The 25,609-nt window shown below is 47.4% G+C and carries 22 protein-coding genes and 2 tRNA genes; 22 read left to right on the top strand and 2 right to left on the bottom strand.

Features of this window, described 5'->3' with window-relative positions:
- Positions 1 to 58 precede the first annotated feature (58 nt).
- The 8 genes from pstS (at position 59) to ACXX82_RS21820 (ending at position 8,300) form a co-directional block, all read left to right on the top strand.
- Positions 59 to 1,102 (top strand): phosphate ABC transporter substrate-binding protein PstS, encoded by a 1,044-nt coding sequence (gene pstS / locus ACXX82_RS21785; protein ID WP_322238314.1) that lies wholly within the window; start codon positions 59 to 61, stop codon positions 1,100 to 1,102.
- 337 nt (positions 1,103 to 1,439) lie between these two features.
- On the top strand, positions 1,440 to 2,372 hold the full coding sequence (gene pstC / locus ACXX82_RS21790; protein WP_458564040.1) for a phosphate ABC transporter permease subunit PstC: 933 nt from the start codon (positions 1,440 to 1,442) through the stop codon (positions 2,370 to 2,372).
- Positions 2,369 to 3,268 (top strand): phosphate ABC transporter permease PstA, encoded by a 900-nt coding sequence (gene pstA, locus ACXX82_RS21795; RefSeq protein WP_323507613.1) that lies wholly within the window; start codon positions 2,369 to 2,371, stop codon positions 3,266 to 3,268. Before pstC ends, pstA begins: the two co-directional genes overlap by 4 nt.
- Positions 3,269 to 3,371: 103 nt before the next feature.
- Positions 3,372 to 4,169, top strand: a complete 798-nt coding sequence (gene pstB, locus ACXX82_RS21800) for a phosphate ABC transporter ATP-binding protein PstB (RefSeq protein ID WP_322238319.1) — start codon at positions 3,372 to 3,374, stop codon at positions 4,167 to 4,169.
- Between the two features lie 95 nt (positions 4,170 to 4,264).
- On the top strand, positions 4,265 to 4,969 hold the full coding sequence (gene phoU, locus ACXX82_RS21805; protein ID WP_322238321.1) for a phosphate signaling complex protein PhoU: 705 nt from the start codon (positions 4,265 to 4,267) through the stop codon (positions 4,967 to 4,969).
- Positions 4,970 to 5,072: 103 nt separating this feature from the next.
- Positions 5,073 to 5,762 carry a winged helix-turn-helix domain-containing protein gene (locus ACXX82_RS21810; RefSeq protein WP_322238323.1) on the top strand — a complete coding sequence of 230 codons (690 nt, stop codon included), beginning with the start codon at positions 5,073 to 5,075 and terminating at the stop codon, positions 5,760 to 5,762.
- A gap of 54 nt (positions 5,763 to 5,816) precedes the next feature.
- On the top strand, positions 5,817 to 7,127 hold the full coding sequence (phoR, locus tag ACXX82_RS21815; protein ID WP_322238325.1) for a phosphate regulon sensor histidine kinase PhoR: 1,311 nt from the start codon (positions 5,817 to 5,819) through the stop codon (positions 7,125 to 7,127).
- A 225-nt stretch (positions 7,128 to 7,352) separates the two neighbouring features.
- Positions 7,353 to 8,300, top strand: coding sequence for a patatin-like phospholipase family protein (locus tag ACXX82_RS21820; protein WP_323507615.1), 948 nt, complete (start codon positions 7,353 to 7,355; stop codon positions 8,298 to 8,300).
- A 130-nt stretch (positions 8,301 to 8,430) separates the two neighbouring features.
- Here ACXX82_RS21820 and ACXX82_RS21825 read toward each other — a convergent pair whose 3' ends face one another.
- Complete coding sequence (locus ACXX82_RS21825) at positions 8,431 to 9,024, bottom strand: C40 family peptidase (RefSeq protein ID WP_458563703.1); 594 nt, start codon at positions 9,022 to 9,024, stop codon at positions 8,431 to 8,433.
- Positions 9,025 to 9,274: 250 nt separating this feature from the next.
- Between ACXX82_RS21825 and ACXX82_RS21830 the strand changes: the two genes are divergently transcribed.
- The 5 genes from ACXX82_RS21830 (at position 9,275) to ACXX82_RS21850 (ending at position 16,069) form a co-directional block, all read left to right on the top strand.
- Positions 9,275 to 9,682: a GlcG/HbpS family heme-binding protein gene (locus tag ACXX82_RS21830; RefSeq protein ID WP_322238333.1), complete on the top strand. Its 408-nt coding sequence runs from the start codon at positions 9,275 to 9,277 to the stop codon at positions 9,680 to 9,682.
- Between the two features lie 405 nt (positions 9,683 to 10,087).
- Complete coding sequence (gene carA, locus ACXX82_RS21835) at positions 10,088 to 11,251, top strand: glutamine-hydrolyzing carbamoyl-phosphate synthase small subunit (protein ID WP_322238336.1); 1,164 nt, start codon at positions 10,088 to 10,090, stop codon at positions 11,249 to 11,251.
- Entirely contained in the window at positions 11,244 to 14,465 is a 3,222-nt protein-coding gene (carB, locus tag ACXX82_RS21840) for a carbamoyl-phosphate synthase large subunit (protein ID WP_322238337.1), read from the top strand. The genes carA and carB overlap by 8 nt, the downstream gene beginning before the upstream one ends.
- Positions 14,466 to 14,929: 464 nt before the next feature.
- Complete coding sequence (greA, locus tag ACXX82_RS21845; RefSeq protein ID WP_322238339.1) at positions 14,930 to 15,406, top strand: transcription elongation factor GreA; 477 nt, start codon at positions 14,930 to 14,932, stop codon at positions 15,404 to 15,406.
- Positions 15,407 to 15,610: 204 nt separating this feature from the next.
- Positions 15,611 to 16,069 carry a DUF4149 domain-containing protein gene (locus ACXX82_RS21850; RefSeq protein ID WP_322238341.1) on the top strand — a complete coding sequence of 153 codons (459 nt, stop codon included), beginning with the start codon at positions 15,611 to 15,613 and terminating at the stop codon, positions 16,067 to 16,069.
- Between the two features lie 118 nt (positions 16,070 to 16,187).
- Here ACXX82_RS21850 and ACXX82_RS21855 read toward each other — a convergent pair whose 3' ends face one another.
- Positions 16,188 to 16,661 carry a YhbY family RNA-binding protein gene (locus tag ACXX82_RS21855; RefSeq protein ID WP_322238343.1) on the bottom strand — a complete coding sequence of 158 codons (474 nt, stop codon included), beginning with the start codon at positions 16,659 to 16,661 and terminating at the stop codon, positions 16,188 to 16,190.
- 37 nt (positions 16,662 to 16,698) lie between these two features.
- Here ACXX82_RS21855 and ACXX82_RS21860 point away from each other — a divergent pair, with 37 nt between their 5' ends.
- From ACXX82_RS21860 to ACXX82_RS21900, 9 genes are all read left to right on the top strand, one after another.
- Positions 16,699 to 17,343 carry an RlmE family RNA methyltransferase gene (locus ACXX82_RS21860; RefSeq protein ID WP_322238345.1) on the top strand — a complete coding sequence of 215 codons (645 nt, stop codon included), beginning with the start codon at positions 16,699 to 16,701 and terminating at the stop codon, positions 17,341 to 17,343.
- A 186-nt stretch (positions 17,344 to 17,529) separates the two neighbouring features.
- Positions 17,530 to 19,419, top strand: coding sequence for an ATP-dependent zinc metalloprotease FtsH (gene ftsH / locus ACXX82_RS21865; RefSeq protein WP_322238347.1), 1,890 nt, complete (start codon positions 17,530 to 17,532; stop codon positions 19,417 to 19,419).
- 101 nt (positions 19,420 to 19,520) lie between these two features.
- Positions 19,521 to 20,363 carry a dihydropteroate synthase gene (gene folP, locus ACXX82_RS21870; RefSeq protein WP_323507578.1) on the top strand — a complete coding sequence of 281 codons (843 nt, stop codon included), beginning with the start codon at positions 19,521 to 19,523 and terminating at the stop codon, positions 20,361 to 20,363.
- A gap of 176 nt (positions 20,364 to 20,539) precedes the next feature.
- Entirely contained in the window at positions 20,540 to 21,877 is a 1,338-nt protein-coding gene (gene glmM, locus ACXX82_RS21875; RefSeq protein WP_322238351.1) for a phosphoglucosamine mutase, read from the top strand.
- A 58-nt stretch (positions 21,878 to 21,935) separates the two neighbouring features.
- The gene (locus tag ACXX82_RS21880; protein ID WP_322238353.1) at positions 21,936 to 22,634 is read left to right on the top strand and encodes a response regulator; all 699 of its coding nucleotides are present in this window, start codon (positions 21,936 to 21,938) and stop codon (positions 22,632 to 22,634) included.
- 1 nt (position 22,635) lies between these two features.
- Entirely contained in the window at positions 22,636 to 23,985 is a 1,350-nt protein-coding gene (phoR, locus tag ACXX82_RS21885) for a phosphate regulon sensor histidine kinase PhoR (protein WP_458563704.1), read from the top strand.
- Between the two features lie 68 nt (positions 23,986 to 24,053).
- Positions 24,054 to 24,130: transfer RNA gene (locus ACXX82_RS21890), tRNA-Pro, on the top strand.
- A gap of 258 nt (positions 24,131 to 24,388) precedes the next feature.
- Positions 24,389 to 24,462, top strand: a tRNA-Arg gene (locus ACXX82_RS21895).
- 526 nt (positions 24,463 to 24,988) lie between these two features.
- On the top strand, positions 24,989 to 25,369 hold the full coding sequence (locus ACXX82_RS21900) for a hypothetical protein (RefSeq protein WP_322238357.1): 381 nt from the start codon (positions 24,989 to 24,991) through the stop codon (positions 25,367 to 25,369).
- The last annotated feature ends 240 nt before the right edge of the window (positions 25,370 to 25,609 follow it).

A 25,609-nucleotide genomic window follows, 5' to 3' on the forward strand; every position in this document is an offset into this window, starting at 1 on the left:
TTTCTATAGTTTTATTTTAAGTTTGGTGTTTAATTTTAGTGAACAAGGGAGTAATTGAATGCGACTCAATAAAGTCTTTACATCCGTCGTTTTGGCGTTGGGTGCAACGTTCGCAGTTTCATCGGTAATGGCAGCGGAAATCACTGGCGCTGGCGCTTCATTTCCTTATCCGATTTACGCAAAGTGGGCCGAATCTTACAAAGCGGCAACTGGCAATAGCTTGAATTATCAATCGATTGGGTCGGGCGGTGGTATCAAACAGATCAAAGCAAAGACCGTCGATTTTGGGGCGTCCGATATGCCGCTAAAGGCGGAAGAATTGGCCGCTGACAGTTTGATGCAGTTCCCTGCAATCATGGGTGGCGTAGTGCCGGTGGTAAATCTGGAAGGTATTACTCCAGGCCAATTGAAGCTGACTGGTGCATTATTGGGAGACATCTATTTAGGCAAAATTACTAAATGGAATTCGCCAGAAATTGCTGCTTTGAACCCTGGCGTGAAGCTGCCATCTAGCGACATCACGGTTGTGTATCGGGCTGACGGTTCAGGTACATCTTTTGTGTTCACTAGTTACTTGTCAAAAACTAATCCTAGCTTTAAGAGTGGCATTGGTGCAGGTACTTCGGTTAAGTGGCTGGTCGGTGTGGGTGGCAAAGGTAATGAAGGCGTCGCAGCCAACGTCCAAAAAATCAAAGGTTCGATTGGCTACGTTGAATATGCATACGCTAAAAAGAACAAGCTACAGCATACACAGTTGAAAAATCGTGACGGTGGATTTGTACAACCAGATGACGAAACTTTTAAAGCAGCAGCAGCGGGTGCCGATTGGGCTAAAACACCGGGTTTTGCGGTCGATTTCACAGATGCTTCCGGTAAGAATAGCTGGCCTATTACTAGTGCTTCGTTCATCTTGCTGCATAAATCACAAGCTGATGGTGCCAAGGGCAAAGAAGTTCTGAAGTTCTTTGACTGGGCCTACAAGAACGGTGGCGCAGCAGCGACTGAACTTGACTATGTGGCGATTCCTGCTTCTGTCGTTAAGCTAGTAACCGAAGCTTGGAAAAGTGATATTAAGGACAGCGCTGGTAAGGCAATCTGGTAATCAGGGCTGGTTTTAGCGTGTGTCTAGATAGTTAATAAAAATACAGATGGACGGTGATGGTAGACCGTTTGTCTGTAGTCATACTGTAATAGCGCCTCCCGATACCAACATTAAGTTGCAAGGCCCATCGCCTCAATTCCTACGCAGAAAAACTCGCTAGGTGACCGCCGGGCTAATAATTTGTAATAAGTTCCGAGATGTTAGACGGACATGGCACACACTTCATCGGATATCGCTACTCATGAGTGCAAATATTCCTGTTATGGCACAACCAATATCACTCCACCCCAAAAGCCTTGATCAGGCCGGTTTGTCGCAACAAGCATTGCTTGTCACTATGCGCAGACAACGCATCCAGGACTTCTTCTTTCATAAAATCACGATGGGATTTTCGCTCATCGTACTGTTTGTTCTGATGGGAATTATTGTCTCGCTTGCCATCGGCGCGTGGCCTGTATTTCATACATTTGGTCCGTCTTTTATTACCAGTATTGAGTGGGATCCGGTCAACTATCAGTACGGCGCATTAACTGCGATTGCGGGTACGCTGGTGACGTCATTTATTGCATTAGCAATTGCGTTCCCAATCAGTTTCGGTATTGCATTATTTTTGACGGAAATTTGTCCTTCAAAATTACGTCAGCCTTTAGGTACGGCAGTCGAACTTCTCGCTGGGGTTCCGAGTATTATTTACGGCATTTGGGGATTATTTGTGTTTGCCCCGTTGTTTGCGGAATATGTACAGCCCTTGTTAGGTGATACTTTGGGTCATATTCCTGGTATTGGTATCTTATTTTCAGGTCCGCAAATGGGCATCGGCATCTTAACAGCTGGCCTGATTTTGGCAGTGATGATCATTCCTTTTATTGCCTCCGTGATGCGCGATGTATTTGAGGTCGTACCGGCGGTATTGAAAGAATCAGCGTACGGCCTTGGTTGCACCCGTTGGGAAGTCGTCCGCAAGGTGGTGTTGCCCTATGCTAAAACCGGCGTTGTGGGTGGTGTCATGCTTGGACTTGGTCGTGCTCTAGGCGAAACGATGGCGGTGACCTTCGTTATTGGTAATTCGCACCGCTTATCGTGGTCCTTATTCGGTGCCGGTAACAGTATTGCATCGACGCTAGCTAACGAAATCGCTGAGGCTTCGTCAACCTTGCACGTCTCTGCGTTATTCGCACTTGGTCTTATATTATTTGTGATTACTTTTCTTGTACTATCCGCAGCTAAATTGATGTTGATGGGAATGTCCCGGAAAGAGGGTGTCAAATGAGTGCACAGAATTCAGGGCTTTCAACGCAAACTTTTCCTGTCAATCCAGCTGCGAACAAAGTATATCGCAAGCGAATTTTGATACACAAAATTGGCATGGTGTTGTCTTTTTTGGCGATGGCTTTCGGTTTAATTGTGTTGATGTGGATTTTGACAACCCTCGTGGTAAAAGGGGTGGGTGCAATGAATCTTGGATTGCTTACCCAAAACACCCCATCGCCAGGTGGGGAGGGCGGTGGCTTATTTAATCCGATAGTGGGCAGCTTGATGCTGGTTGGACTGGCCACACTGATTAGCACGCCAATCGGAATATTAGCCGGCATTTATTTGGCTGAATATGGGGAAGAAAGCAAACTGGCCCAAGTGACGCGCTTTGTGACCGATATCATGTTGTCAGCGCCGTCAATTGTCATTGGCCTGTTTGTTTACGCAATTTATGTCGCGAAAATCGGTCATTTTTCTGGTTGGGCGGGGGCATTTGCTTTGTCATTAATTGCTGTTCCTGTGGTAGTCCGGACAACCGACAATATGCTCAAACTGGTACCCGGCAATTTGAGAGAAGCAGCATTTGCGCTCGGCGCACCGCGCTGGAAGGTAGCATTGACTGTGCGGCTTCGCGCGGTAAAAGCCGGTGTAGTGACGGGCGTTCTATTGGCTGTGGCACGCATAGCCGGCGAAACCGCACCATTGCTTTTTACAGCTTTGAACAATCAATTTTTCAGTACCAATATGAATAAGCCAATTGCCAATTTGCCTGGCGTGATTAATCAGTTTGCCAATAGCCCTTACGACAATTGGGTATCTTTGGCCTGGGCGGGTGCTTTGTTGATTACATTGGGTGTATTGATTTTGAATATCGTAGCGCGTACCTTATTTAGCCAAAAAATTCCAAGTTGAGGCAACGTCTGAAAAAGTGCTATAAGGCATTTTTTTCATTGATGTTTGCTTGGCTAACAGCTAAACCATTTACTGAAAACTGCATTTAATGACTGCGATTGCCATGACTAATCAAGCACTGCAAAGCACCGATTTCAACGCTCTTAAAAAGCCGACTATAGAAATTTCAAAGTTGAATTTTTTCTATGGTAGTTTTCAAGGATTGAAAGATATTAATCTTCATATCAATGAAAAAAAGGTAACCGCATTTATTGGTCCATCCGGCTGCGGAAAATCCACATTACTACGTACTCTCAACCGAATGTACGATCTTTATCCCGGTCAGCGTGCTGAAGGACAAATTATCTACGCTGGGAAGAATATTTTGGATGCCGGTCAGGATCTGAATATGTTACGTGCCAAGGTCGGTATGGTGTTTCAGAAGCCGACGCCGTTTCCAATGTCGATCTACGACAACATCGCTTTTGGTATTCGTCTTTATGAAAATTTGCCAAAAGGTGAAATGGACGAGCGCGTTGAATGGGCACTGACGAAAGCGGCCTTGTGGGGCGAGGTAAAAGATAAACTGAATAAAAGCGGCTTAAGTTTGTCAGGCGGTCAGCAGCAACGTTTGTGTATAGCACGGAGCGTCGCAGTACGTCCTGATGTCCTTTTACTTGATGAGCCGACATCGGCGCTGGACCCAATTTCGACGGCTAAAGTAGAAGAGTTGATTACTGAGCTGAAGCAAGATTACACGATTGCTATCGTGACGCACAATATGCAACAGGCCGCACGCTGCTCGGATTTCACGGCTTATATGTATTTGGGTGAGCTAGTCGAATTTGGCAAGACCGATCAGATATTCATGAATCCGGCCCGTAAAGAAACGCAGGATTACATTACTGGTCGCTTTGGTTAATCAGTTATACGGAGTGGCGTTGGATGATTAACTTCTATTTCGTATGCACCTTTTAACTCTTATTGAATCCGCATAGAACTGTAAGGAATAACCAGATGACTGGCGAACACTCTTCAAAGCAATATGATTCAGACCTTGAAACAATCCGTTCAAAAGTATTACTTATGGGCGGTTTGGTCGAGCGACAATTTCAGGAAGCAATGAATGTCTTCCATAACGGAAATATTGCCGCTGGCGAACGCGTCATCAAGGATGACGATCAAGTCAATTTATTAGAAGTGGAATTGGATAATGCTTGTAGTCACTTGATCGTGCGTCGTCAGCCTACGGCTAATGATTTACGCGTAGTGATGGCGACGATTAAGGTCATTACCGATCTTGAGCGAGTCGGTGATGAGGCCGCCAAAATTGCACGTACGGCGATCCATCTTCATAAGCGTGGCGTCGGAGGTGTCGATCACAATGAAACTGTAAGGGTGATTGCTACAGCGGCCGCCGACTTGCTGCACGATGCTCTTGATGCGTTGGCACGTTTGGACGAAAAGCAGGCGATCAAATTGATTTCAGACGATGCAATTATCGATCGGGATTTTCGGTCAATTATGCGCAACGTCATCACTTACATGATGGAAGATCCACGCACGATTTCTGCATTGATGGACACTTTGTGGGTCGCAAAAGCAATCGAGCGTATTGGGGATCACGCTAAAAACATCGCAGAATATGTTATTTATATCGTCGAAGGTAAGGATATACGACATACCGACTATGCAGCGACACACCTTGGCTCAGGTACTTGATTGTTGCGTAAAGCAGGCGAGCAGCGGATCAAGTGAGGAAGAAAAGGGCGAACGCGTATGTTTATAATTCATGGCTTGTTAATTTTTACGTTGACCTGTGCCGATGACTTCTGAAAAAGCATCAATTCTGATCATTGAGGATGAACCGTCGATTGCAGAGTTAGTTGCATACACCATGTCGGAGGCAGGTTGGAGTCCGACGGTGGCGTCTACGGCAGCCGAAGGTTGGTCATCGATTCAGCATCGAACGCCAGAGTTGGTGCTGTTGGACTGGATGCTTCCCGATCAGAGTGGACTCAGATTTTTGTCACGTCTACGTGCAGAACGGCAATTTCAGTCGATACTGGTGATGATGCTAACGGCTAAATCCATGGAAGAGGATAAGATATCCGGTTTGGATAATGGTGCGGATGATTATATGACCAAGCCGTTTTCACCACGTGAGCTAACGTCGCGGGTGAAAGCATTATTGCGTCGTAAAAATCCTGATCAGACTGTTGGCATGATGTCTGCTGGCGCGGTAACGCTTGATCCAGCGAGTTGTTCGGTGCTGATGAATGAACAGAAAATTGATATCGGACACGCCGAGTATCGTCTGCTGAAGTTCTTTATGGCCAATCCCGATCGGGTTTTTTCACGCAGTCAATTACTTGACAAGGTGTGGGGCGATCATGTGGTTATCGAAGAGCGAACGGTAGACGTGCACATACTACGCTTACGGAAGGCTCTGCATGAGGCGGATAATTTGATTCGTACCGTGCGTAGCGTCGGCTACATGTTGTCGACAAAATAAGTCTTTTTACGTTAACGCACTGCATTGCGCTATCTCATTTCCTTTTAATACCTTATGAATCCAACGATGTTGTTCTGGATACCAGCGGCCCTTCGGCTGCTGATGATTTTTGTCGTTTCGGCTTTCGCGTGGCTTTTTTTTGGGGCAATTCCCGGGTTGCTTTTGTGCGCCGCAAGTCTCGTAATGCTGATTGTTTTGCAACTATATTATTTGTATCGTTTAGGTGGCTGGCTGGATAATCCTCGTGGACAAAAGCTTCCAGATGGTTGGGGAGCGTGGACAGACATTTTTTCACGTTTGTATCGTCTGCGACGTGATGATGAAAAAAATCAAGCTGAACTGTCCGAATGGCTGGCGCGTTTTCGACAGGCCATGCATCTATTGCCTGACGGTGTGGTGATCATGGATGACGTTTTATTTTTGGAGTGGTGTAATCCAGCGGCCGAGCGTCATCTCGGCCTCCAACATGGCCGCGACAAAGGAATGCGTGTTACCAATTTGATCCGAAACCCAGATTTCATCGATTACATAATTCTTGGTCGCTATGATCAGCCGCTGCTATTAACGCTACGCGAGCGGAAACTGGTTGTACAAATTATTCCATTTGAAAATCGCCGTCAGATTCTGGTAACCCATGACGCGACTGAATCAGAACGCATCGATATGATGCGCCGCGATTTTATCGCTAATGCCTCACATGAATTACGCACACCGCTGACGGTTATTAACGGTTTTTTAGAAATTGCCCAAGCCCATCCAAATCTCGACCCACAAGTAAGGGCTGGACATCTAAAAATGATGACCGAGCAGGGCCAGCGGATGCAAAATTTGATTGGCGACATGCTGACACTAACGCGGCTTGAGTCAATCGATTATCCGATGCGTCCAGAACGCGTGTATATCGAAGCTATGTTAAAAAATATTTTGCAAGAAGTTGAGTTGTTGTCGGCTGGTCAACATATTTTTTCTCTTCACATAGATGGCCCGGATATCAACGGAAACACAGAAGAATTACGAAGTGCTTTCAATAATTTGGTATCTAACGCTGTGCGGTACACCCCGGCTGGCGGGAAAATAGATTTGATTTGGCAAAATACGCTCAAGGGACCACAGTTCGTGGTGCGTGATACGGGTATAGGATTCAGTGCTGAGCATATGTCGCGTTTGACCGAACGTTTCTACAGGGTGGACAAAAGCCGGTCTCGCGAGACGCGAGGAACCGGGCTTGGCCTAGCCATTGTTAAACATGTATTACTTCGACATGGGGGAGTGTTGGGCGTCGAGTCGAGTCAAGACAAGGGGAGCGTGTTCACAGCACGCCTACCGACGACGATCGTAATAAATAGTAAGGCTGATATACATTGAGGAAAGTTAGGTCGATGATAGAGGGAATACTCATGCCGTGCTAATGAATTCCAGGTGTTCTGCATTTGCGCCATTGTCTAACGCCGAAGTTGTAGCGTTAGTCTGATTAATGGTTTATTTTGCAATCAATTTACCTATCATTCCGGTCGTAATCTTTCGTCGGGCATGGCTGCCGAGGTCCGCCTCTGATGTAAAATCGCTGACTTTCATCGTATTTCTTAATTAATGAACGCTATCTTATCGCCTCGTTGCCTGCCAGTAGTCAGATCATCGCTGTCTATTTTGCTCACTTTGTCTTTAGTCACAGCCTGTACGACTATTGCACCAGTCGCGCCAGTGACACCCGTAGTCACGGTGCCGGTTGTTCAAAAAGAAGCGCCGCGGCACATTAAAATTGGCCTTGCCTTGGGTGGTGGCGCGGCACGTGGCTTCGCGCACATTGGAGTCATTAAGGCTCTTGAAGCCCAAGGCATAGTTCCGGATATCGTCGTTGGTACCAGCGCAGGTAGCGTTGTTGGGGCGCTTTACGCCGCAGGAAACAACGGATACGCATTGCAAAAATTGGCATTGAAAATGGATGAGGCGGCATTTTCTGATTGGTCGATTCCCTTATTTGCCAAGGTAAGCGGAGTTTTAAAAGGCATCGGCCTTGAAAACTATGTTAATAATACCATCGGTAATGTTCCGATCGAAAAACTGAAAATCCCATTCGGAGCAGTCGCTACAGATCTGAACTCAGGCCAGCCGATTTTATTTCGGCGAGGAAATACTGGGTTAGCAGTGCGTGCTTCCTCAGCCGTCCCGGGCGTATTTCAATCGGTCAAGATTGGTAGCCATCTATATGTAGATGGTGGGTTGGTGGCCCCGGTACCAGTTCGATTTGCCAAGGAAATGGGTGCCGACTTTGTGATTGCTGTCGATATCTCTGCCGTGCCGAAAGCGCAGGCCGCATCTAGTTCTGTCGATGTGTTACTGCAAACCTTTGCTATTATGGGTCAGACGATTAATGAAAAGGACCTGAAAGAGGCGGACATCGTCATCCAACCTAGGCTCGACGCTATGAAGGGTAATGACTTCAATGGACGGAATATGGCAATTCTTGCGGGGGAGCAAGCCGTGATGGCTCAAATGGTCGAGATCAAAAGGAAGTTGCTAGAGAAGCGCGGTGGGTGAAGCGGAACCGTTAATAAGGCTTGCGCAGGATTCCAATTCCTACATTTCTTGTGCTATTCGAAACAGCAAAAAGCCACATCTATGGATGTGGCTTTTTGCTGTTAAATAAGTAAATGAATAGACAGTGTTTCTATTTTTGCGCTGATGTAATATTTGCAACTGTTGCCGGATCCAGATCACTAATGCGACGCGCGCCGTTGAAGCGATTTTTCCAATAAGCTATATCCATGCTTTCTACTCGCACTGAAGAACCGGTCCTTGGAGCGTGGATAAACTTGTTATCCCCTAGATAGATGCCGACATGAGAGAAGCTGCGTTTGAGGGTGTTATAAAAGACCAGATCGCCAGGTTTTAAGTCATCCTGGTCAACTTTTTCGCCTTCTTTGCTGAGTTCTGCTGAGGTGCGGGGTAAGTTAATACCGAGCGCTTCCTTAAACACGTATCGCACCAAGCCGCTGCAATCAAGTCCAGTTTGCGGCGTGTTGCCGCCGTATTTATAATTAATACCGATTAAACCGATGGCACTTTGTGCAAGATCTGATGCACGTTCGGTAAGTTGCTCAGTGAATTGTTGAAATTTACTGCGAGGCGGTTGGGCGGGAGGGGCGCTATCGAAAACAGTTATATCTGACGACCAGGCCGGGCTGGCGATCCAGCAACTAGCGAGTACGGTACACGCCATTGCTAAAGCACGAAAAAGTGGAATGTCAATTTTAATCGTCATCGTAATTGAGGCTTGGGTCAAATGACCGCATGAATGTAAGTGAATAAGAGTCCCCGTGTCAAAACAAGGGCTTAACTCAAGATGCATAACCAGACGGCAGATTCGGCTACAAGTTCCCGAAACGAATATTAATTAACGATGTTAATGCAAAAAAGTGGTTTTTGCATGAATTTTTTTCTGAAACCCATAATGGGATAGCATCATGTGGCCTCACTAAAGTACAATCCTCGCCATCATCCAAGGAGAAATAATGAAATCGAAACAAGTATTAACACTCGACGATCTAAAGAAAATTGCGAATGCGGCAGAAGCTGAAGCCAAAGCAAATAACTGGGCTGTGACGATTTCTATTGTTGATGACGGCGGACATTTATTGTGGCTGCAGCGGTTGGATGGTGCGGCGCCAATTTCGGCCCACATTGCGCCATCCAAAGCCAAAACGGCCGCTCTTGGTCAGCGCGAATCTAAAGTGTATGAAGATATGATCAACAATGGTCGTTTCTCTTTCATCACTGCGCCTAACCTGGATGGATTACTTGAAGGTGGCGTTCCTATCGTTATCAATGGCGAATATTTGGGCGCGGTCGGCGTGTCTGGCGTCAAATCATCGGAAGATGTACAAATTGCTAAGGCAGGGATCGCCGCTTTAACTGCATAACTTAGTGGTAAAATAGCTAATCGCAATAGTTGTCAAATAATTAATTCAATGCAAATGAGCGTTGTCGTTGAATTTATTGTGTTCTGCGATGGACTCTTAAGTTAATTATTAGTCAAGTTGGTAGGTGGGAATTAGCGCTGGTTATTGTGAGTGGGCGTGTTAAGGCTCAACGCCATAAATTAATTTTGTAATAACCAGCGTCTTTTTCGAGAATAGCGCGGTTCACCTGATTGTCTGAAGGGTGGTTTTGCTCTATAATCGGAGGGTTAAGCCCAATTTACTCCGCCGTAGCGCATACAACTCCATTCCGTCTCAAAAAGACTATCAATATCTCCAGATTGTTGGAGGGTTTCTTAGCGGTCGTTTGGCACAGCGTAGCGGCGGTAACAACATCAGGAGTTACCTTTGCCGCCATTTTTTTCTGGCCATGCTGTTCCGGCCATCCTCGCGCTAGCAGATGGATCAATTTTTCAAGGTTTTTCGATTGGCGCTGTTGGCCACACGACCGGCGAAGTGGTATTTAATACCGCAATGACCGGATACCAGGAAATTCTTACCGATCCTAGCTATAGTCAACAAATCGTCACACTGACTTACCCTCACATCGGCAATACCGGTGTTAATCCAGAGGATATCGAGTCGTCCCGCGTGCATGCTGCGGGCTTGATCATTCGCGATTTGCCGCGTTTGATTTCGAATTTTCGCTCTACCCAAACGCTTGAGTCTTACTTGCAAGATGCGAATATTGTCGCTATCGCCGGCATAGACACGCGCAAGCTGACACGTATTTTGCGTGAAAAAGGTGCGCAAAGCGGTGCCATCGTAACGGTCGACACAGACGTTGCCAGCGCGAAGGCGAAGGCCTTAGAGTTAGCGCGCGTCTTTCCTGGTTTGGCTGGAATGGATCTGGCTAAAGTGGTGTCTACCACCAAAGCTTATAGCTGGAGCGAGACAGAATGGCGTCTCGGTCGCGGCTACGATCAGCAAATTACCGCTAAATATCACGTCGTAGCGTTTGACTACGGCGTTAAATTCAATATCTTGCGCATGCTGGCCGCCCGTGGCTGCAAAGTAACCGTGTTGCCTGCCCAGGCGACCGCCGCTGAAGCGTTAGCGCTCAATCCAGATGGCATATTTCTGTCAAATGGTCCTGGCGATCCCGAGCCATGCGATTACGCAATTTCAGCGACCAAAGAATTAATCGAGCGAGGCATTCCTACTTTTGGTATCTGCCTCGGACATCAAATCATGGCGCTGGCATCCGGCGCGAAGACGTTGAAGATGAAATTCGGCCATCACGGCGCCAATCATCCGGTACAAGATCTCGATACCAAGCAGGTCATGATCACTTCGCAGAACCATGGTTTTGCGGTTGACCCGACAACGTTGCCCGCTAATTGCCGCGTGACACATGTCTCGCTATTCGACGGCTCGTTACAAGGCTTTGCTCGTACTGATAAGCCGGCATTTTGCTTTCAGGGACATCCAGAAGCATCACCTGGCCCGAATGACGTAGCCCCCTTGTTCGATCGCTTTGTGGCGATGATGGAGAAAAATAAAAATGCCTAAGCGTCTCGATATAAAAAGCATCCTGATTATTGGCGCTGGTCCGATCATTATCGGCCAGGCCTGCGAGTTTGATTATTCCGGCGCGCAAGCCTGCAAAGCGTTGCGTGAAGAAGGCTACAAAGTCATTCTGGTTAATAGCAATCCTGCGACCATCATGACTGATCCGGAAATGGCTGATGTCACGTACATTGAGCCGATTACCTGGCAAGTAGTTGAGCGCATTATTGCGAAAGAAAAGCCGGATGCAATCCTGCCTACGATGGGCGGCCAGACCGCGCTGAATTGTGCGCTGGATTTGCATCATCATGGCATTCTGACTAAATATAACGTTGAGTTGATTGGTGCTTCGCCAGAAGCGATCGACAAGGCAGAAGATCGCTCCAAATTTAAAGCGGCCATGACCAAAATTGGTCTTGGTTCGGCCCGCTCTGGTGTCGCGCACACCATGGACGAAGCATGGGTTGTGCAAAAAGAACTCGGCTTCCCGACCATTATTCGTCCATCGTTCACTATGGGTGGAACCGGCGGCGGTATTGCGTATAACGCGGAAGAGTTTGAAGCGATTTGCAAGCGTGGCCTCGAAGCCTCGCCAACTAAAGAATTGTTGATTGAAGAATCATTGATCGGTTGGAAAGAATTCGAGATGGAAGTTGTGCGCGATAAGGCGGATAACTGCATTATTGTCTGCTCAATCGAAAATCTGGATCCGATGGGCGTGCATACCGGTGACTCCATTACGGTTGCGCCAGCACAGACATTGACAGACAAAGAATATCAAATCATGCGTAACGCCTCACTCGCTGTTTTGCGTGAGATTGGCGTTGATACGGGTGGTTCTAACGTACAGTTTTCAATCAATCCGGCTGATGGTCGGATGATTGTCATTGAGATGAATCCACGGGTATCACGTTCATCAGCATTGGCATCGAAAGCGACCGGTTTTCCGATCGCGAAGATCGCGGCAAAACTGGCAGTTGGTTTTACGCTGGATGAACTTCGTAACGAAATCACTGGCGGAGCAACGCCTGCGTCATTTGAGCCTTCGATCGATTACGTCGTGACGAAGATCCCGCGTTTTGCATTCGAAAAATTTCCTGCAGCTGACGACCATTTAACCACCCAAATGAAGTCGGTTGGCGAAGTAATGGCGATTGGCCGCACTTTCCAGGAGTCATTCCAAAAGGCATTACGCGGACTTGAAGTTGGCGTTGATGGCATGAACGAAAAAACTCAGGATCGTGAAGTTATTGAAGAAGAGCTTGGCGAACCTGGTCCAGATCGTATCTGGTACGTCGGTGACGCGTTTGCACAAGGTTTTACATTGGAAGAAGTGCATCAACTGACCCATATCGATCCATGGTTTCTATCGCAAATTAAAGAAATCGTTGATACTGAATTGTGGCTGGAAAGCACCCAAACGCTAGAGGGGCTCGATCGCGATACGCTGTATAAACTAAAGCAGCAAGGCTTTGCCGATCGTCGTCTGGCGAAGCTGCTGAAAGTTACCGATACCGAAGTTCGTGCCAAGCGCCATGCGCTGAATTTGCGTCCGGTCTATAAGCGTGTTGATACCTGTGCTGGTGAGTTTTCGACGAATACCGCTTATATGTACTCGACCTATGAGGAAGAGTGCGAGTCGAATCCGACCGACAAAAAGAAAATCATGGTACTGGGCGGCGGACCTAACCGTATCGGCCAAGGTATCGAGTTTGATTATTGTTGCGTACATGCGGCACTGGCACTAAGAGCAGATGGATACGAGACCATCATGGTCAACTGCAATCCGGAAACCGTTTCGACCGATTACGACACGTCTGATCGTTTGTATTTTGAATCGCTGACGCTGGAAGACGTACTAGAAATCGTCGATAAAGAAAAACCATACGGCGTCATCGTTCAATACGGTGGTCAAACGCCGTTGAAACTCGCGCTGGATCTAGAAGCGAATGGCGTACCGATTGTCGGCACTTCACCAGACATGATTGATGCTGCCGAAGATCGGGAACGTTTTCAAAAACTATTGCATGATTTGAATCTCCGTCAGCCACCAAACCGTACAGCACGTACTGAAGAAGACGCATTGCGTCTGGCTCAGGAAATAGGCTATCCGCTGGTAGTGCGCCCGTCCTATGTATTGGGTGGTCGTGCTATGGAAATCGTCCATGAGCAACGTGACCTTGAGCGCTACATGCGTGAAGCCGTGAAGGTTTCGCACGATTCTCCGGTATTGCTGGATCGTTTCCTGAACGACGCGATTGAAGTCGACGTCGATTGCTTATCAGATGGCGAGCGTACATTCATCGGTGGCGTCATGGAGCACATTGAGCAAGCGGGTGTCCATTCGGGGGACTCAGCATGTTCGCTGCCACCTTATTCTTTGGCGCAGGAAACTATTGATGAGTTGAAGCGTCAGACTGCATTGATGGCTAAAGGCCTGAATGTGGTCGGCTTGATGAACGTGCAGTTTGCCATTCAGCAGATTGATGGCAAGGATGTTGTGTTCGTTCTAGAGGTTAATCCGCGTGCATCGCGTACGGTGCCGTTTGTTTCTAAGGCTACCGGTTTGCAATTGGCTAAGATTGCGGCGCGCTGCATGGTCGGCCAATCTCTGGATAGTCAGGGGATCAAGGACGAGGTCGTACCGAAATACTTCAGTGTCAAAGAAGCGGTATTCCCGTTTGTTAAGTTCCCCGGCGTGGATACCATTCTGGGGCCGGAAATGAAGTCAACCGGTGAAGTGATGGGCGTGGGCAAAACGTTCGGCGAGGCTTTCGTTAAATCGCAACTCGGTGCCGGTATCAAATTGCCAACATCGGGTCAGGTATTTCTCAGCGTTAAAGCTAGCGATAAGCCACGTGCAGTGAAAGTTGCCAAGGATTTAGTAGCGATGGGATTCTCAGTGGTCGCCACGAAGGGCACAGCTGCCGCTATTCATGCAGCGGGTATTCCGGTGAAGACTGTCAACAAAGTGGTTGAGGGTCGTCCACATGTCGTCGACATGATTAAGAACAATGAAATTACATTGGTCATTAATACGGTCGAAGAGAAGCGTAGTGCGATTGTCGATTCACGCGCTATCCGCACATCAGCCTTGCAAGCGCGGGCGACGACTTACACCACCATCGCGGGAGCGGAGGCGGCGGTTCAAGGTATGCGGCATCTTGATGAGTTGAACGTCTACGATTTACAAGGTCTGCATAAAACCTTACACTAAGTCCATACGTATCACTATCCTCTTGGTAAGGCGCTACGAGTTGTAGCGACAACTATGCTGATCGGGGCAATCAGTTGGCGTTAAATGAGGCAGAAAAGTCGAAGTAGTCTCAATGACTATGAGGATTTTTGAGTTCTACTTAGCACCAATCAATGCCTGAGTAGTAAGATGAGATGCAGATTTTAGACGTCCCACGCGGAGGTCGCACACAGTGCCGAAATTCGGTGCCGTTTGTGACCTCCGTGGCATTTTATTGGCACGATTCTTTCGGATTAAAAGAGCAGTGTCGATTTTTTTGGCAGGTAGTTAGATTTTTTGTATCGCTGCTCTATTTTGTATCCCGTTCCACTATGCAAGACTAGAAAATAACGCTGGCGAATGTTGTTAAGAGTGTCACCGCGACGGGGCACAACAACATCAATTCGTCAAATTGACAACTTTAATTAGATTTGAATAAGATTCCTATGAGCTCAGTACCTCTTACCAAGTTTGGCGCCGAATTACTGAAGTCTGAACTGGTACGCCTGAAAACCAAAGAGCGCCCATCCGTGATCAATGCAATTGCTGAGGCGCGTGCGCACGGCGATCTTTCGGAAAATGCCGATTACGACGCAGCCAAAGAGCGTCAAGGTTTTATCGAAGGTCGGATTGCCGATCTAGAAGGTAAATTAGGTGCAGCGCAAATCATTGATCCGACTACGCTGGATGCGGATGGTCGTGTAGTTTTTGCTGCAACTGTTGATCTCGAAGATTTGGAGACTGGCGATAAGGTGACTTACCAAATCGTTGGCATGGATGAAGCAGACATAAAAGTTTCAAAAGTCTCTGTTACCTCGCCGATTGCTCGTGCCTTAATCGGTAAAAGTGCTGGCGACGTGGTCGGCGTTCAAGCGCCGTCCGGGATTCGCGAGTACGAAATTTTGGAAGTGCGCTACATCTAAATTTTTTGATGATTGGATAGTTCGTGTGTGTAACCCTAACGAGGGTACACACAAGAGGCTGATTGCATTTCGGGTAGCTTACGTGAAATCATCCAGATAGTTTCCTGTGTTGATAGCTTGTCAGTATTACTGGAAGTGCGGAGAAAATAAGCCGTTAGTATTTCCATTGAGACCCGGTCGATTGCGGCCGCGGCAGAGGACACAATGATAGTAGTGCGCGCAAGATTATTGATTGCCACCTTATGGGTTGGCAGCTTATGGACCGTTGGATACGTGGTTGCGCCGACATTATTTGCAACATTGGCAGATCGCGCTTTAGCAGGCACGATTGCCGGTAGTTTATTTAGAGTTGAGGCTTGGCTCGGTGTTGCCTGTGGGCTGTTGCTAACGCTGTTATTTGGTTTTCGGACCGCAGATGATAACGCGCCGTTGCGCAAAACTTTATTGCGTTTAACTTTGGTGATGCTGCTTTGTACTGTGGTTGGCTATTTTGGTATTCAGCCGTTCATGGCATCGCTACGCGAGGCGATCGCATCCGGTGGCATTATGAGTCCGGCTGCTAAAACACAATTCGGAATTTTACACGGCGTCGCAAGCGGCATATATCTCATCCAAAGCCTGTTTGGAATGGGCCTGATTTTAAAGCTACGCACATTGCGTTAACGCGCGACCCGGTCAATATCGTTGCAAGGGAATTCACCTTTATGGGTTTTGCCCTTGCAACTTCGGGTAAAATACGCGCACTTTCATGAGCTTAATGTATCGCGTGCTTAGTTCACAATTACTGACCAAGCGCAGATTTCTTGCGGCTCTTTTGACGTGGTTTTTCACGTTTAATATTGCCACCAGCAGTAACGCGTTCATTGCCTTTTACCATTACCTTGGTAACTGACGGGCGCTTTGTGCCACTTGGACTTGGTTTAACGATAGTGACTTCCCGCATACCCTTACCACGTGTTTCGGTGCGTGCCTTATTAGCAGCATCTTTTTGTGGGCGATACATTATCAGGAGTTTACCAATGTGTTGTACCGGCGCGGCACCGAGTTTGTCGCAAATAGTTTCGTAGATTGCAATCCGCGCTTCGCGGTCGTCGCCAAATACACGCACTTTGATAAGGCCGTGAGAATTCAGGCTGTTGTCAATTTCCTTCATCAGTGAAGGTTTTAAACCTTCTTCACTGATCAGGACAACTGGACTTAGTGCATGGGCTTCGGCGCGGAGTTCGCTGCGCTCGGCGGGTGTGAGTTTCAACATAAATATAAAAATTCCTTAAAAACGGTATTCTACGCGAATGGCAAAGAAGAAATTAAACAAAAACTGGCTACACGATCACATTAATGATCCATATGTGAAGCTGGCACAGAAAGAAGGCTATCGCGCCCGGGCTGCTTATAAGCTAAAAGAAATCGACGAAGTTGATAAGTTGATTAAGCCAGGGCAAATTATAGTTGACCTTGGCTCAACACCTGGAAGCTGGTCTCAATACGTTCGTAATAAATTATCCGGTCAAGAAGGCGGCGGAATCCATGGAATGGTTATTGGATTGGATATATTACCGATGGATCCTATTGCCGATGTGCATTTTATCCTGGGGGATTTTCGCGAGCAAGAAAGTCTCTCTCAACTTGAACGGTTGCTAGCTGGTCGTAAAGTTGACCTTGTGTTGTCTGATATGGCCCCTAATCTATCAGGTATTGCCATAGCGGATGCCGCACGGATGGAGGAAATTATTGATTTGGCAATTGAATTTACTGTAAATCACATGAAGCCGTCTGGCGTGTTGTTGGCGAAATGCTTCAATGGCCGAGGATATAACGAGATACTAAGCAAATTTCGCGCAACATTCGAAAGTGTTGGCTCTAGAAAACCGAAAGCGAGCCGTGATAAATCGTCAGAAATATTTTTATTGGGCCGGAATTTAAAGAATTCGGCTTAAATTTCGATTTTAAACACTTTATTGTGGATTTATCCTTGATTTTTCATGGGTGTGTCCACATATCCAACCTAGTAACGACTGGTGATTCCGAGTAAAATCAGGTTTCAGCCCGAAAGCAATAAACACAGTGCGAGCCCAACCCGAAGCACCACGACTATCGGCGCGTCGCGCGCTCAAGGAGTTCTAGTGAATAACATGTTTTCAAAAGCCGCCATCTGGGTGGTCATTGCCTTGGTGCTCTTTACCGTATTTAAACAATTCGATACTAAAGGATTGTCTAACGGTGCGGCGCCAATTGCTTATTCCGACTTCATTAACGAGGTGAAGGCGGGACACATCACTGATGCGGTGATTGAAGATCGTAATATTATTGCCAATACCTCTGACGGCAAAAAAATCAAGACCACTACAACGTTCCTTGATCGTGGGCTCGTAGGCGACTTACTCAATAACGGCGTTAAGTTCGACGTTAAACAACCTGAAGAACCGTCATTCCTGTCGCAAATTTTCATATCTTGGTTCCCGATGATTTTGTTGCTCGGCGTCTGGATATTTTTTATGCGTCAAATGCAAGGCGGCGGGAAAGGTGGTGCGTTCTCGTTCGGGAAGTCTAAAGCGCGGATGCTGGATGAAACTACTAATACAGTCACTTTTGCCGACGTCGCAGGTTGCGATGAGGCGAAAGACGAAGTCTCTGAAATTGTAGATTTTCTACGCGATCCCACTAAATTTCAAAAGTTGGGTGGTCGAATTCCGCATGGCGTGTTAATGGTTGGTCCTCCAGGAACGGGTAAAACATTGTTGGCGCGCGCGATTGCCGGTGAAGCCAAGGTACCGTTTTTTACTATTTCCGGTTCGGATTTTGTTGAAATGTTCGTTGGTGTCGGTGCTTCACGTGTCCGTGATATGTTCGAAAACGCCAAAAAACATTCTCCTTGTATCATTTTTATTGATGAAATTGATGCGGTTGGTCGTCATCGTGGCGCTGGTATGGGCGGCGGTAATGATGAACGGGAACAAACACTAAATCAAATGCTGGTCGAGATGGATGGCTTTGAAGTTAATTCGGGCGTGATCGTGATTGCTGCGACCAACCGTGCTGATGTGCTTGATAAAGCACTGTTGCGTCCAGGTCGTTTCGACCGTCAGGTTGTAGTTGGATTACCGGATATACGTGGCCGTGAGCAGATTCTCAATGTGCATATGCGCAAAGTGCCTATTTCGACTGACGTTAAGGCTGATATTTTGGCGCGTGGTACACCAGGCTTTTCAGGCGCGGACTTGGCTAATCTTGTAAACGAAGCCGCATTGTTTGCAGCGCGGCGCACCAAGCGTTTAGTAGAAATGCAGGACTTCGAGGATGCTAAGGACAAGATCGTAATGGGTCCTGAGCGTAAATCGGCTGTTATGCGCGAAGAAGAGCGTCGTAACACTGCTTATCATGAGTCGGGTCACGCAGTTGTTGCTAAGTTGCTTCCAAAAGCTGATCCTGTACATAAAGTCACCATTATGCCGCGCGGATTTGCGTTAGGTTTAACCTGGCAGTTGCCTGAGCATGATCGTGTCAATATGTATAAAGACAAGATGCTCGAAGAAATCGCTATTCTGTTTGGCGGCCGTATTTCTGAAGAGATCTTCATGCACCAGATGTCTACTGGCGCATCGAATGACTTTGAGCGCGCAACGAAGTTGGCGCGTGCAATGGTGACGCGTTACGGCATGTCGGAAACCCTCGGCACGATGGTGTACGAAGATACAGAGCAAGATGCTTATTTTGGTCGGATGGCTTCAAAAACTGTTTCCGAAGCAACTCAGCAAAAAGTTGATGCAGAAATTCGCAGCATTTTGGATCAGCAATACGCTTTATCGCGTAGATTGCTAGAAGAAAATCGCGATAAAGTCGAAGCCATGACTAAGGCTTTGCTGGATTGGGAAACAATTGATGCTGATCAAATTAACGACATCATGGAAGGCCTCGAGCCACGTTTGCCAAAATATGGTATCCCGGTAAAGAAGACGCCGACTGATAGTTCGTCAGGTGGTGGAATATCTCCGACAGCGACAGCACCAGCCTGATTTCGAGCTGAAGGTGGCGTGATCGTGAGTCGAGAATTTTCGATGTAAATAACTAAGGGTGAGGATTTATCCTCGCCCTTTTTCTGTATACGAATAAAAAAATGCAACAATATTTTCAATGTGGACGCTACCGCCTTGCGGTAAATACACCCAACGCACGACCACTGGTAATGGGAATTCTGAACATCACGCCAGATTCATTCTCCGATGGCGGGCAATTTTATTCGCTAGAATTTGCTCTTTCTCATGCGGAGCAAATGATCGCAGACGGCGTGGATATTATTGACATTGGTGCTGAGTCTAGTCGCCCCGGGAGTCCCACAGTGTCGCTCTCAGAAGAATTGGATCGCTTGATGCCGATTATCTACGCGCTACGCGATTGTGGTAAGCCTCTTTCAATTGATACCTATAAGCCGATGGTTATGCGCGAGGCAATTGCTGCCGGCGCAGATTTAATCAATGATATTAATGCTTTTCGAGCTGATGGTGCACTTGAGGCGGTCAAGGAAAGTGATTGCGGATTATGTGTCATGCATATGCAAGGGCAGCCTCAAACTATGCAGGAGAGGCCGGCATATGACGACGTATTAGCCGAGGTCACGCGCTTTTGGGGTGAACGGGTTGCTGCTTTGGAGCGAGTAGGAGTGGAACGTTCACGCATTAGCATTGATCCTGGTTTCGGCTTTGGTAAGACGCTCGCACATAATCTCGTTTTGCTAAGAAATATTGGTAAAATGCAACAATTGATGGATCTGCCAATGTTGGTTGGAGCTTCACGCAAAACCATGATAGGAAATTTGACGGGCAAACCGATTGAAAGGCGCTTGGCCGGTAGCGTTGCTGCGGCCCTCGTAGCAGTGGCTCAAGGGGCGAAAATCGTGCGCGTTCATGATGTAGCAGAAACGATTGATGCGCTGGCGGTTTGGCAAGCTGGTTTAGCTTAAATTTTGATGATGCGATTGTTGTGAATTGAGCGCGACAGATGAGAGAAGTTATCAGCGTATAACGTTTTTGTATCGGACTAAAATCTTAGGTTATCGTAAATAGTCGGAGTTGGTTGAGAATAGTGTACAAGGTAGCGTTTCTAAAAAAATAATAAATATTTAAAAACAGGCCTTAAATGACTAGAAAATATTTTGGTACAGATGGTATCCGTGGTCGCGTGGGGATTGCTCCAATTACACCGGATTTTGTAATGCGACTTGGCTACGCTGCTGGCAAAGTGCTGGCGCAATCTGAGTCTGCCGCAATCAAGCCAACGGTGTTAATCGGCAAAGATACACGCGTATCCGGCTACATGCTGGAAGCTGCTTTGGAGGCTGGATTTGCGGCGGCTGGCGTTGATGTGATGCTGGCCGGACCGATGCCGACACCGGCGGTTGCGTACCTGACAAGGGCATTGCGCCTGTCTGCAGGAGTTGTCATTTCAGCGTCGCATAATCCGTTTGACGATAATGGGATCAAGTTTTTTTCAGCCCATGGAAATAAGCTGGATGATAGCGTAGAGGCCGCTATTGAAGCCGCACTGGAACATCCGATGAGTTGTGTAACATCGGATAAATTAGGTAAGGCTAAGCGTCTGGATGACGCACCAGGCCGCTATATCGAATTTTGCAAGAGCACGTTTCCGAATGACCTTGATTTGCGCGGAATGACCATCGTTGTCGATGCCGCGCATGGGGCTGCATATCATATTGCATCGCATGTATTTCACGAGTTAGGCGCTGAAGTTATCTCTATTGGCAATCAACCCAATGGCTTCAATATTAATGACGGTTACGGTGCGACCGCGCCCGAGGCGCTGGCGCTTGCTGTGTGTGCGAACAACGCCGATGTAGGTATTGCGTTGGACGGTGATGCCGATAGATTGATTATGGTCGATTCTACCGGGCGGATATACAACGGCGATGAATTGCTCTATATCGTGGTGAAAGACAGGTTGAAAACCGGCATGGTCAGCGGCGTAGTTGGCACCCTGATGACGAACATGGCATTGGAGGTGGCTTTTGGGCAAATGGGCTTGGAGTTTGCACGCGCTAAAGTCGGCGATCGCTACGTATTAGAGCAATTGAAAGAGCGCGGTTGGTTGCTAGGTGGAGAAGGATCTGGCCACTTGTTATGCCTGGATAAGCATACGACTGGTGACGGTATTGTGTCAGCACTGCAAGTATTGTCCGCTTTAAGTCGTAGCGGACAATCCTTGTCCGAAATTACCGCGGACATAAGCATGTATCCCCAAACCTTGATTAACATCAGAGTGGCGGCTGGTTTCGACTGGCAACAGCAACCCGAAGTTGTAGCCGAAAAAGCCGCAGTCGAGAGTGAACTCGGTAACAATGGGCGCGTATTGATTCGCGCGTCTGGCACCGAGCCGTTGGTGCGCGTGATGGTTGAGGCAAAAACGGCGGACTTGGCGCAGACAATGGCGCGTCGCATTGTCGATAAAATTGCCGTTTAAATTTTTTTAATCCGGATTACTATCAGTATGCATTTTCAAACTTATTTTCATATCGCAGATGTCAAAACATCATACTAATATTTTGATTGTCGAAGATGAGCCTGGCATCGCTGAGCTCTTGAGGTTTACGCTCGATGATGCGGGATTTTCCTGCGAAATTGCTGAAAATGCCAACGAGGCGCGCGCGGCAATCACTGCGATGTTACCTCAAGTAGTATTACTCGACTGGATGCTGCCGGACACTTCCGGTTTATCGTTACTGCAAGAGTGGCGTAGTCAGGTTCGGACTGCCACTTTGCCAGTCATTATGTTGACTGCCAAGGGTATGGATGAAGATAAAGTTCGAGGCTTAAATGATGGGGCAGATGATTACGTTACAAAACCATTTTCACCAAAAGAATTGGTCGCTCGTATTCAAGCTCTGTTGCGGCGTAAAGTGCCGGAATTGGGCCATAACACATTAAAATATGGCGCGATCAATATTGATACTGACCGCTATCAAGTTTCTGTTGACTCTCGGACAATCGAACTGGATCAAGCTGAATTCAAGTTACTTCGCTTTTTGATCGCGCATCCGGAACGGATATTTTCACGCGCACAATTGCTCGATAAAGTGTGGGGCGATCATACCTTCATCGAAGAGCGTACTGTTGATGTACATATTATGCGGCTACGTAAATCGTTGGGCTCAGCTGCGGACTACATTAAAACGATCCGTGGAGTTGGCTACAAAATGTCCAACGACACGACTGCATGAAATGCCAATACGCACCGATGAAATCCTCGTGAATGTGCAGGAGCGAGCGACGCGTAAAGCCCGTACGTTTTGGGTGCCGACATTATTGCGTTTTGCTTTACTGTGTCTGATCATGTTGGCAATCGGGGCTTCCTACGGTTTGGTAGTGGGGTTGATTTGGTTTGGATTATCTTTAGTCATCCTGCTATTTCTGCAAATTTGGTCGCTATTTCGTATCGAGGAATGGTTGGATCGTCCTTATGGGACGCCGCGTCCAAAAACCTGGGGATTATGGGCGCACTCAACACGACGTTTAGAAAATATTCGCAGAGAAGACGAGCGCTCGCGTGTCGATATGGTGGAATGGCTTGCGCGTTTTCGCCAAGCCATGAGTTTGCTTCCTGACGGTGTGGTGATTGTGGATGGAGTGATGCATTTGGAGTGGTGTAATCCGGCTGCAGAAAAACATTTAGGACTAGATAGAGTGCGCGACGAAGGGCGCCTTCTGACCAATTTGATTCGTGCGCCAGAGTTTGTCAATTACATGTTGTCGGGCAGCTTTGATCAACCACTTCCGTTTGTTCATCACCATCGAAAAATACAACTGCAATTAATATCCTTTGATAATCGACGGCGAATTCTAGTTACGCATGATGTGACACAGGCGGAAAAACTCGAGACCTTGCGTCGTGATTTTATAGCCAATGCGTCGCATGAATTACGAACTCCTTTAACCGTTATCAACGGCTTCCTGGAGCATGCGTTATCCACTGAAATGGATCAGATGACGCGTCAGCGTCAACTACATTTGATGGCGGAACAAGGTCAACGCATGCAGCGTCTTGTCGCTGATATGCTGACTTTAACCAGGCTCGAATCGTTGGTTCAGCAGCCTTCTGGTGATACGGTACGAATCGTCCCGATGCTCAATCATATTCTAGATCAGGCGCGTGCTCTGTCGGAAGGAAAGCATCTGATCACGCTGGAAGCAGATGACATTAATCTCAAAGGTAATCATGACGAACTTGAGAGCGCATTCACTAACTTATTAACGAATGCTGTGCGCTACACACCGAATGGTGGATCAATTCAAGTAACGTGGAAGTTGTTCGGCGAGGGGGCCGCATTGACGGTTCGTGATGACGGCATCGGAATTGCTGAAGAGCATTTAAGTCGCTTAACTGAGCGCTTCTATCGCGTTGATAAAACACGTTCTCGGGTGACGCAGGGTACTGGTCTTGGCCTGGCAATCGTGAAGCACGTTTTGTTGCGGCATCGTGGTCATTTGGTGATTGCATCTGAACCTGGAAAGGGCAGCTGTTTCAGCGCCATTTTTAAGAGGCCGCAATTGATCTTGTCAGAAGAGCGATAACAAATTTTAATGAAAGTTTGTTTAAACATATTGACCAAAATGATGTTGGCGGGTATGATTCTGTTCTTCGGAGTGTAGCGCAGCCCGGTAGCGCACCTGGTTTGGGACCAGGGGGTCCAAGGTTCGAATCCTTGTACTCCGACCAATTTGAAAGCGGGCTGTCTTAGGACAGCCCGCTTTTTCATTTCAGAATAGATTTATTAGATAAAATGGTTGATTAATATTTATCTGATTTTTTTAAAATGGCTTGGAATTTGCTTCACTATAATAGTGAAATAGTGGGCGTTAATAGCTTGTTAAATCGTCTCAATCTTATTGAAACGTTTTATTGCTTCAACATGTATCATTCAGTGAATGTGCGGGTGTTTGTCCTTGCACATTGGAACTGTTAAAGATCATCTATGCGTCGGTAGCTCAGCTGGATAGAGCAATGCCCTTCTAAGGCATGGGTCGGGGGTTCGAGCCCCTCCCGACGCACTTTTCTTAATTCTTATAAATCAAATAGTTAGATATTTCTGATTGGGTCGCAACTTTTTTGTGATTCTTGTGATTCTTCCTGAGCGAATACTTCGTTGATTTCTCTCCAAACATCCGGATTGAGGAGTCGCGTATGAGCGGCCGGTCAAGAACTGGATGACAAGGCCGAAAGCGCGATTCGTAGTGAGCGATACTATCCGGCGGCCTACAATCAGGCGAGGTATTCGCGCTTGCTGGGGATTCCGCTTGGCTACACCATCGCTTTACGCGCCAAGAAAAAGAACAGGCCCGAATCGCGGATCTGTAAGGCAGATTCAACCGGTCGATGTAACTGCCGAGTTTACGGATACATCAATAAGAAAGTCTCTTCGACGGCGCGGCTGGATCACTTTCTCTCGGAGCAATATATTGCGAAAAATCAAAAGATTACAGTTTTCTCCGTCAACACAGACGAATTTGAGAAAGCCATCGATGGATCCAGGAGGCCGTTCTATCGGGTTCTGGATTGGTTTCACATCGCCATGAAATGTCGTGTGATCGAATATTCGCACTGAAATTTCCAGACTCGTTGGCGCTGAACGGACGCTCCGTACAAGACGAAATTGCGTCGGCCAAATGGCTGACGTGGCATGGCAACGGTTCCGAAGCCGACGAGAGAATCGAGAGCATCCACGCCATGGTCGAGGTGACGGTCGAACATCCAGCGTACTCGACGCTGTGGTGGAATCTTCGTGGAACGTATTGGTACCTGGAATCCAATGGCCAATACCTTGTCGATTATGAGCGGCGCTATCGGCGGGGCATGCCGATCAGAAGCGTCATTGCCGCAATAGCGGCCAGCGAAGTGGTGAGCTTGCGGTGCGCAAAGAAGCGGCAGATGCGCTGGACGAATAAGGATGCACACTAAATTGTTCAGGTTCGAGTCGCGGTGCTAAATGGCGAGCTCAAAATGCGCGAAATGTCTGAACCACGACGATTTACACCATAGGAGAAAAGTAGCGTTCGTTGCAAGCTTGGTGTCTAGCGCTGCCTCCGGTGTTGACTGCTCTCCATCACTCTTCTTGTCTGTATATTGCAGATATTTATATATGAGTGTTGCATCGCCTAATTGAATCCGCCCTGCATTTAATACATGCCGAAAGCTTTG

This window comes from Glaciimonas sp. GNP009, assembly GCF_054343755.1.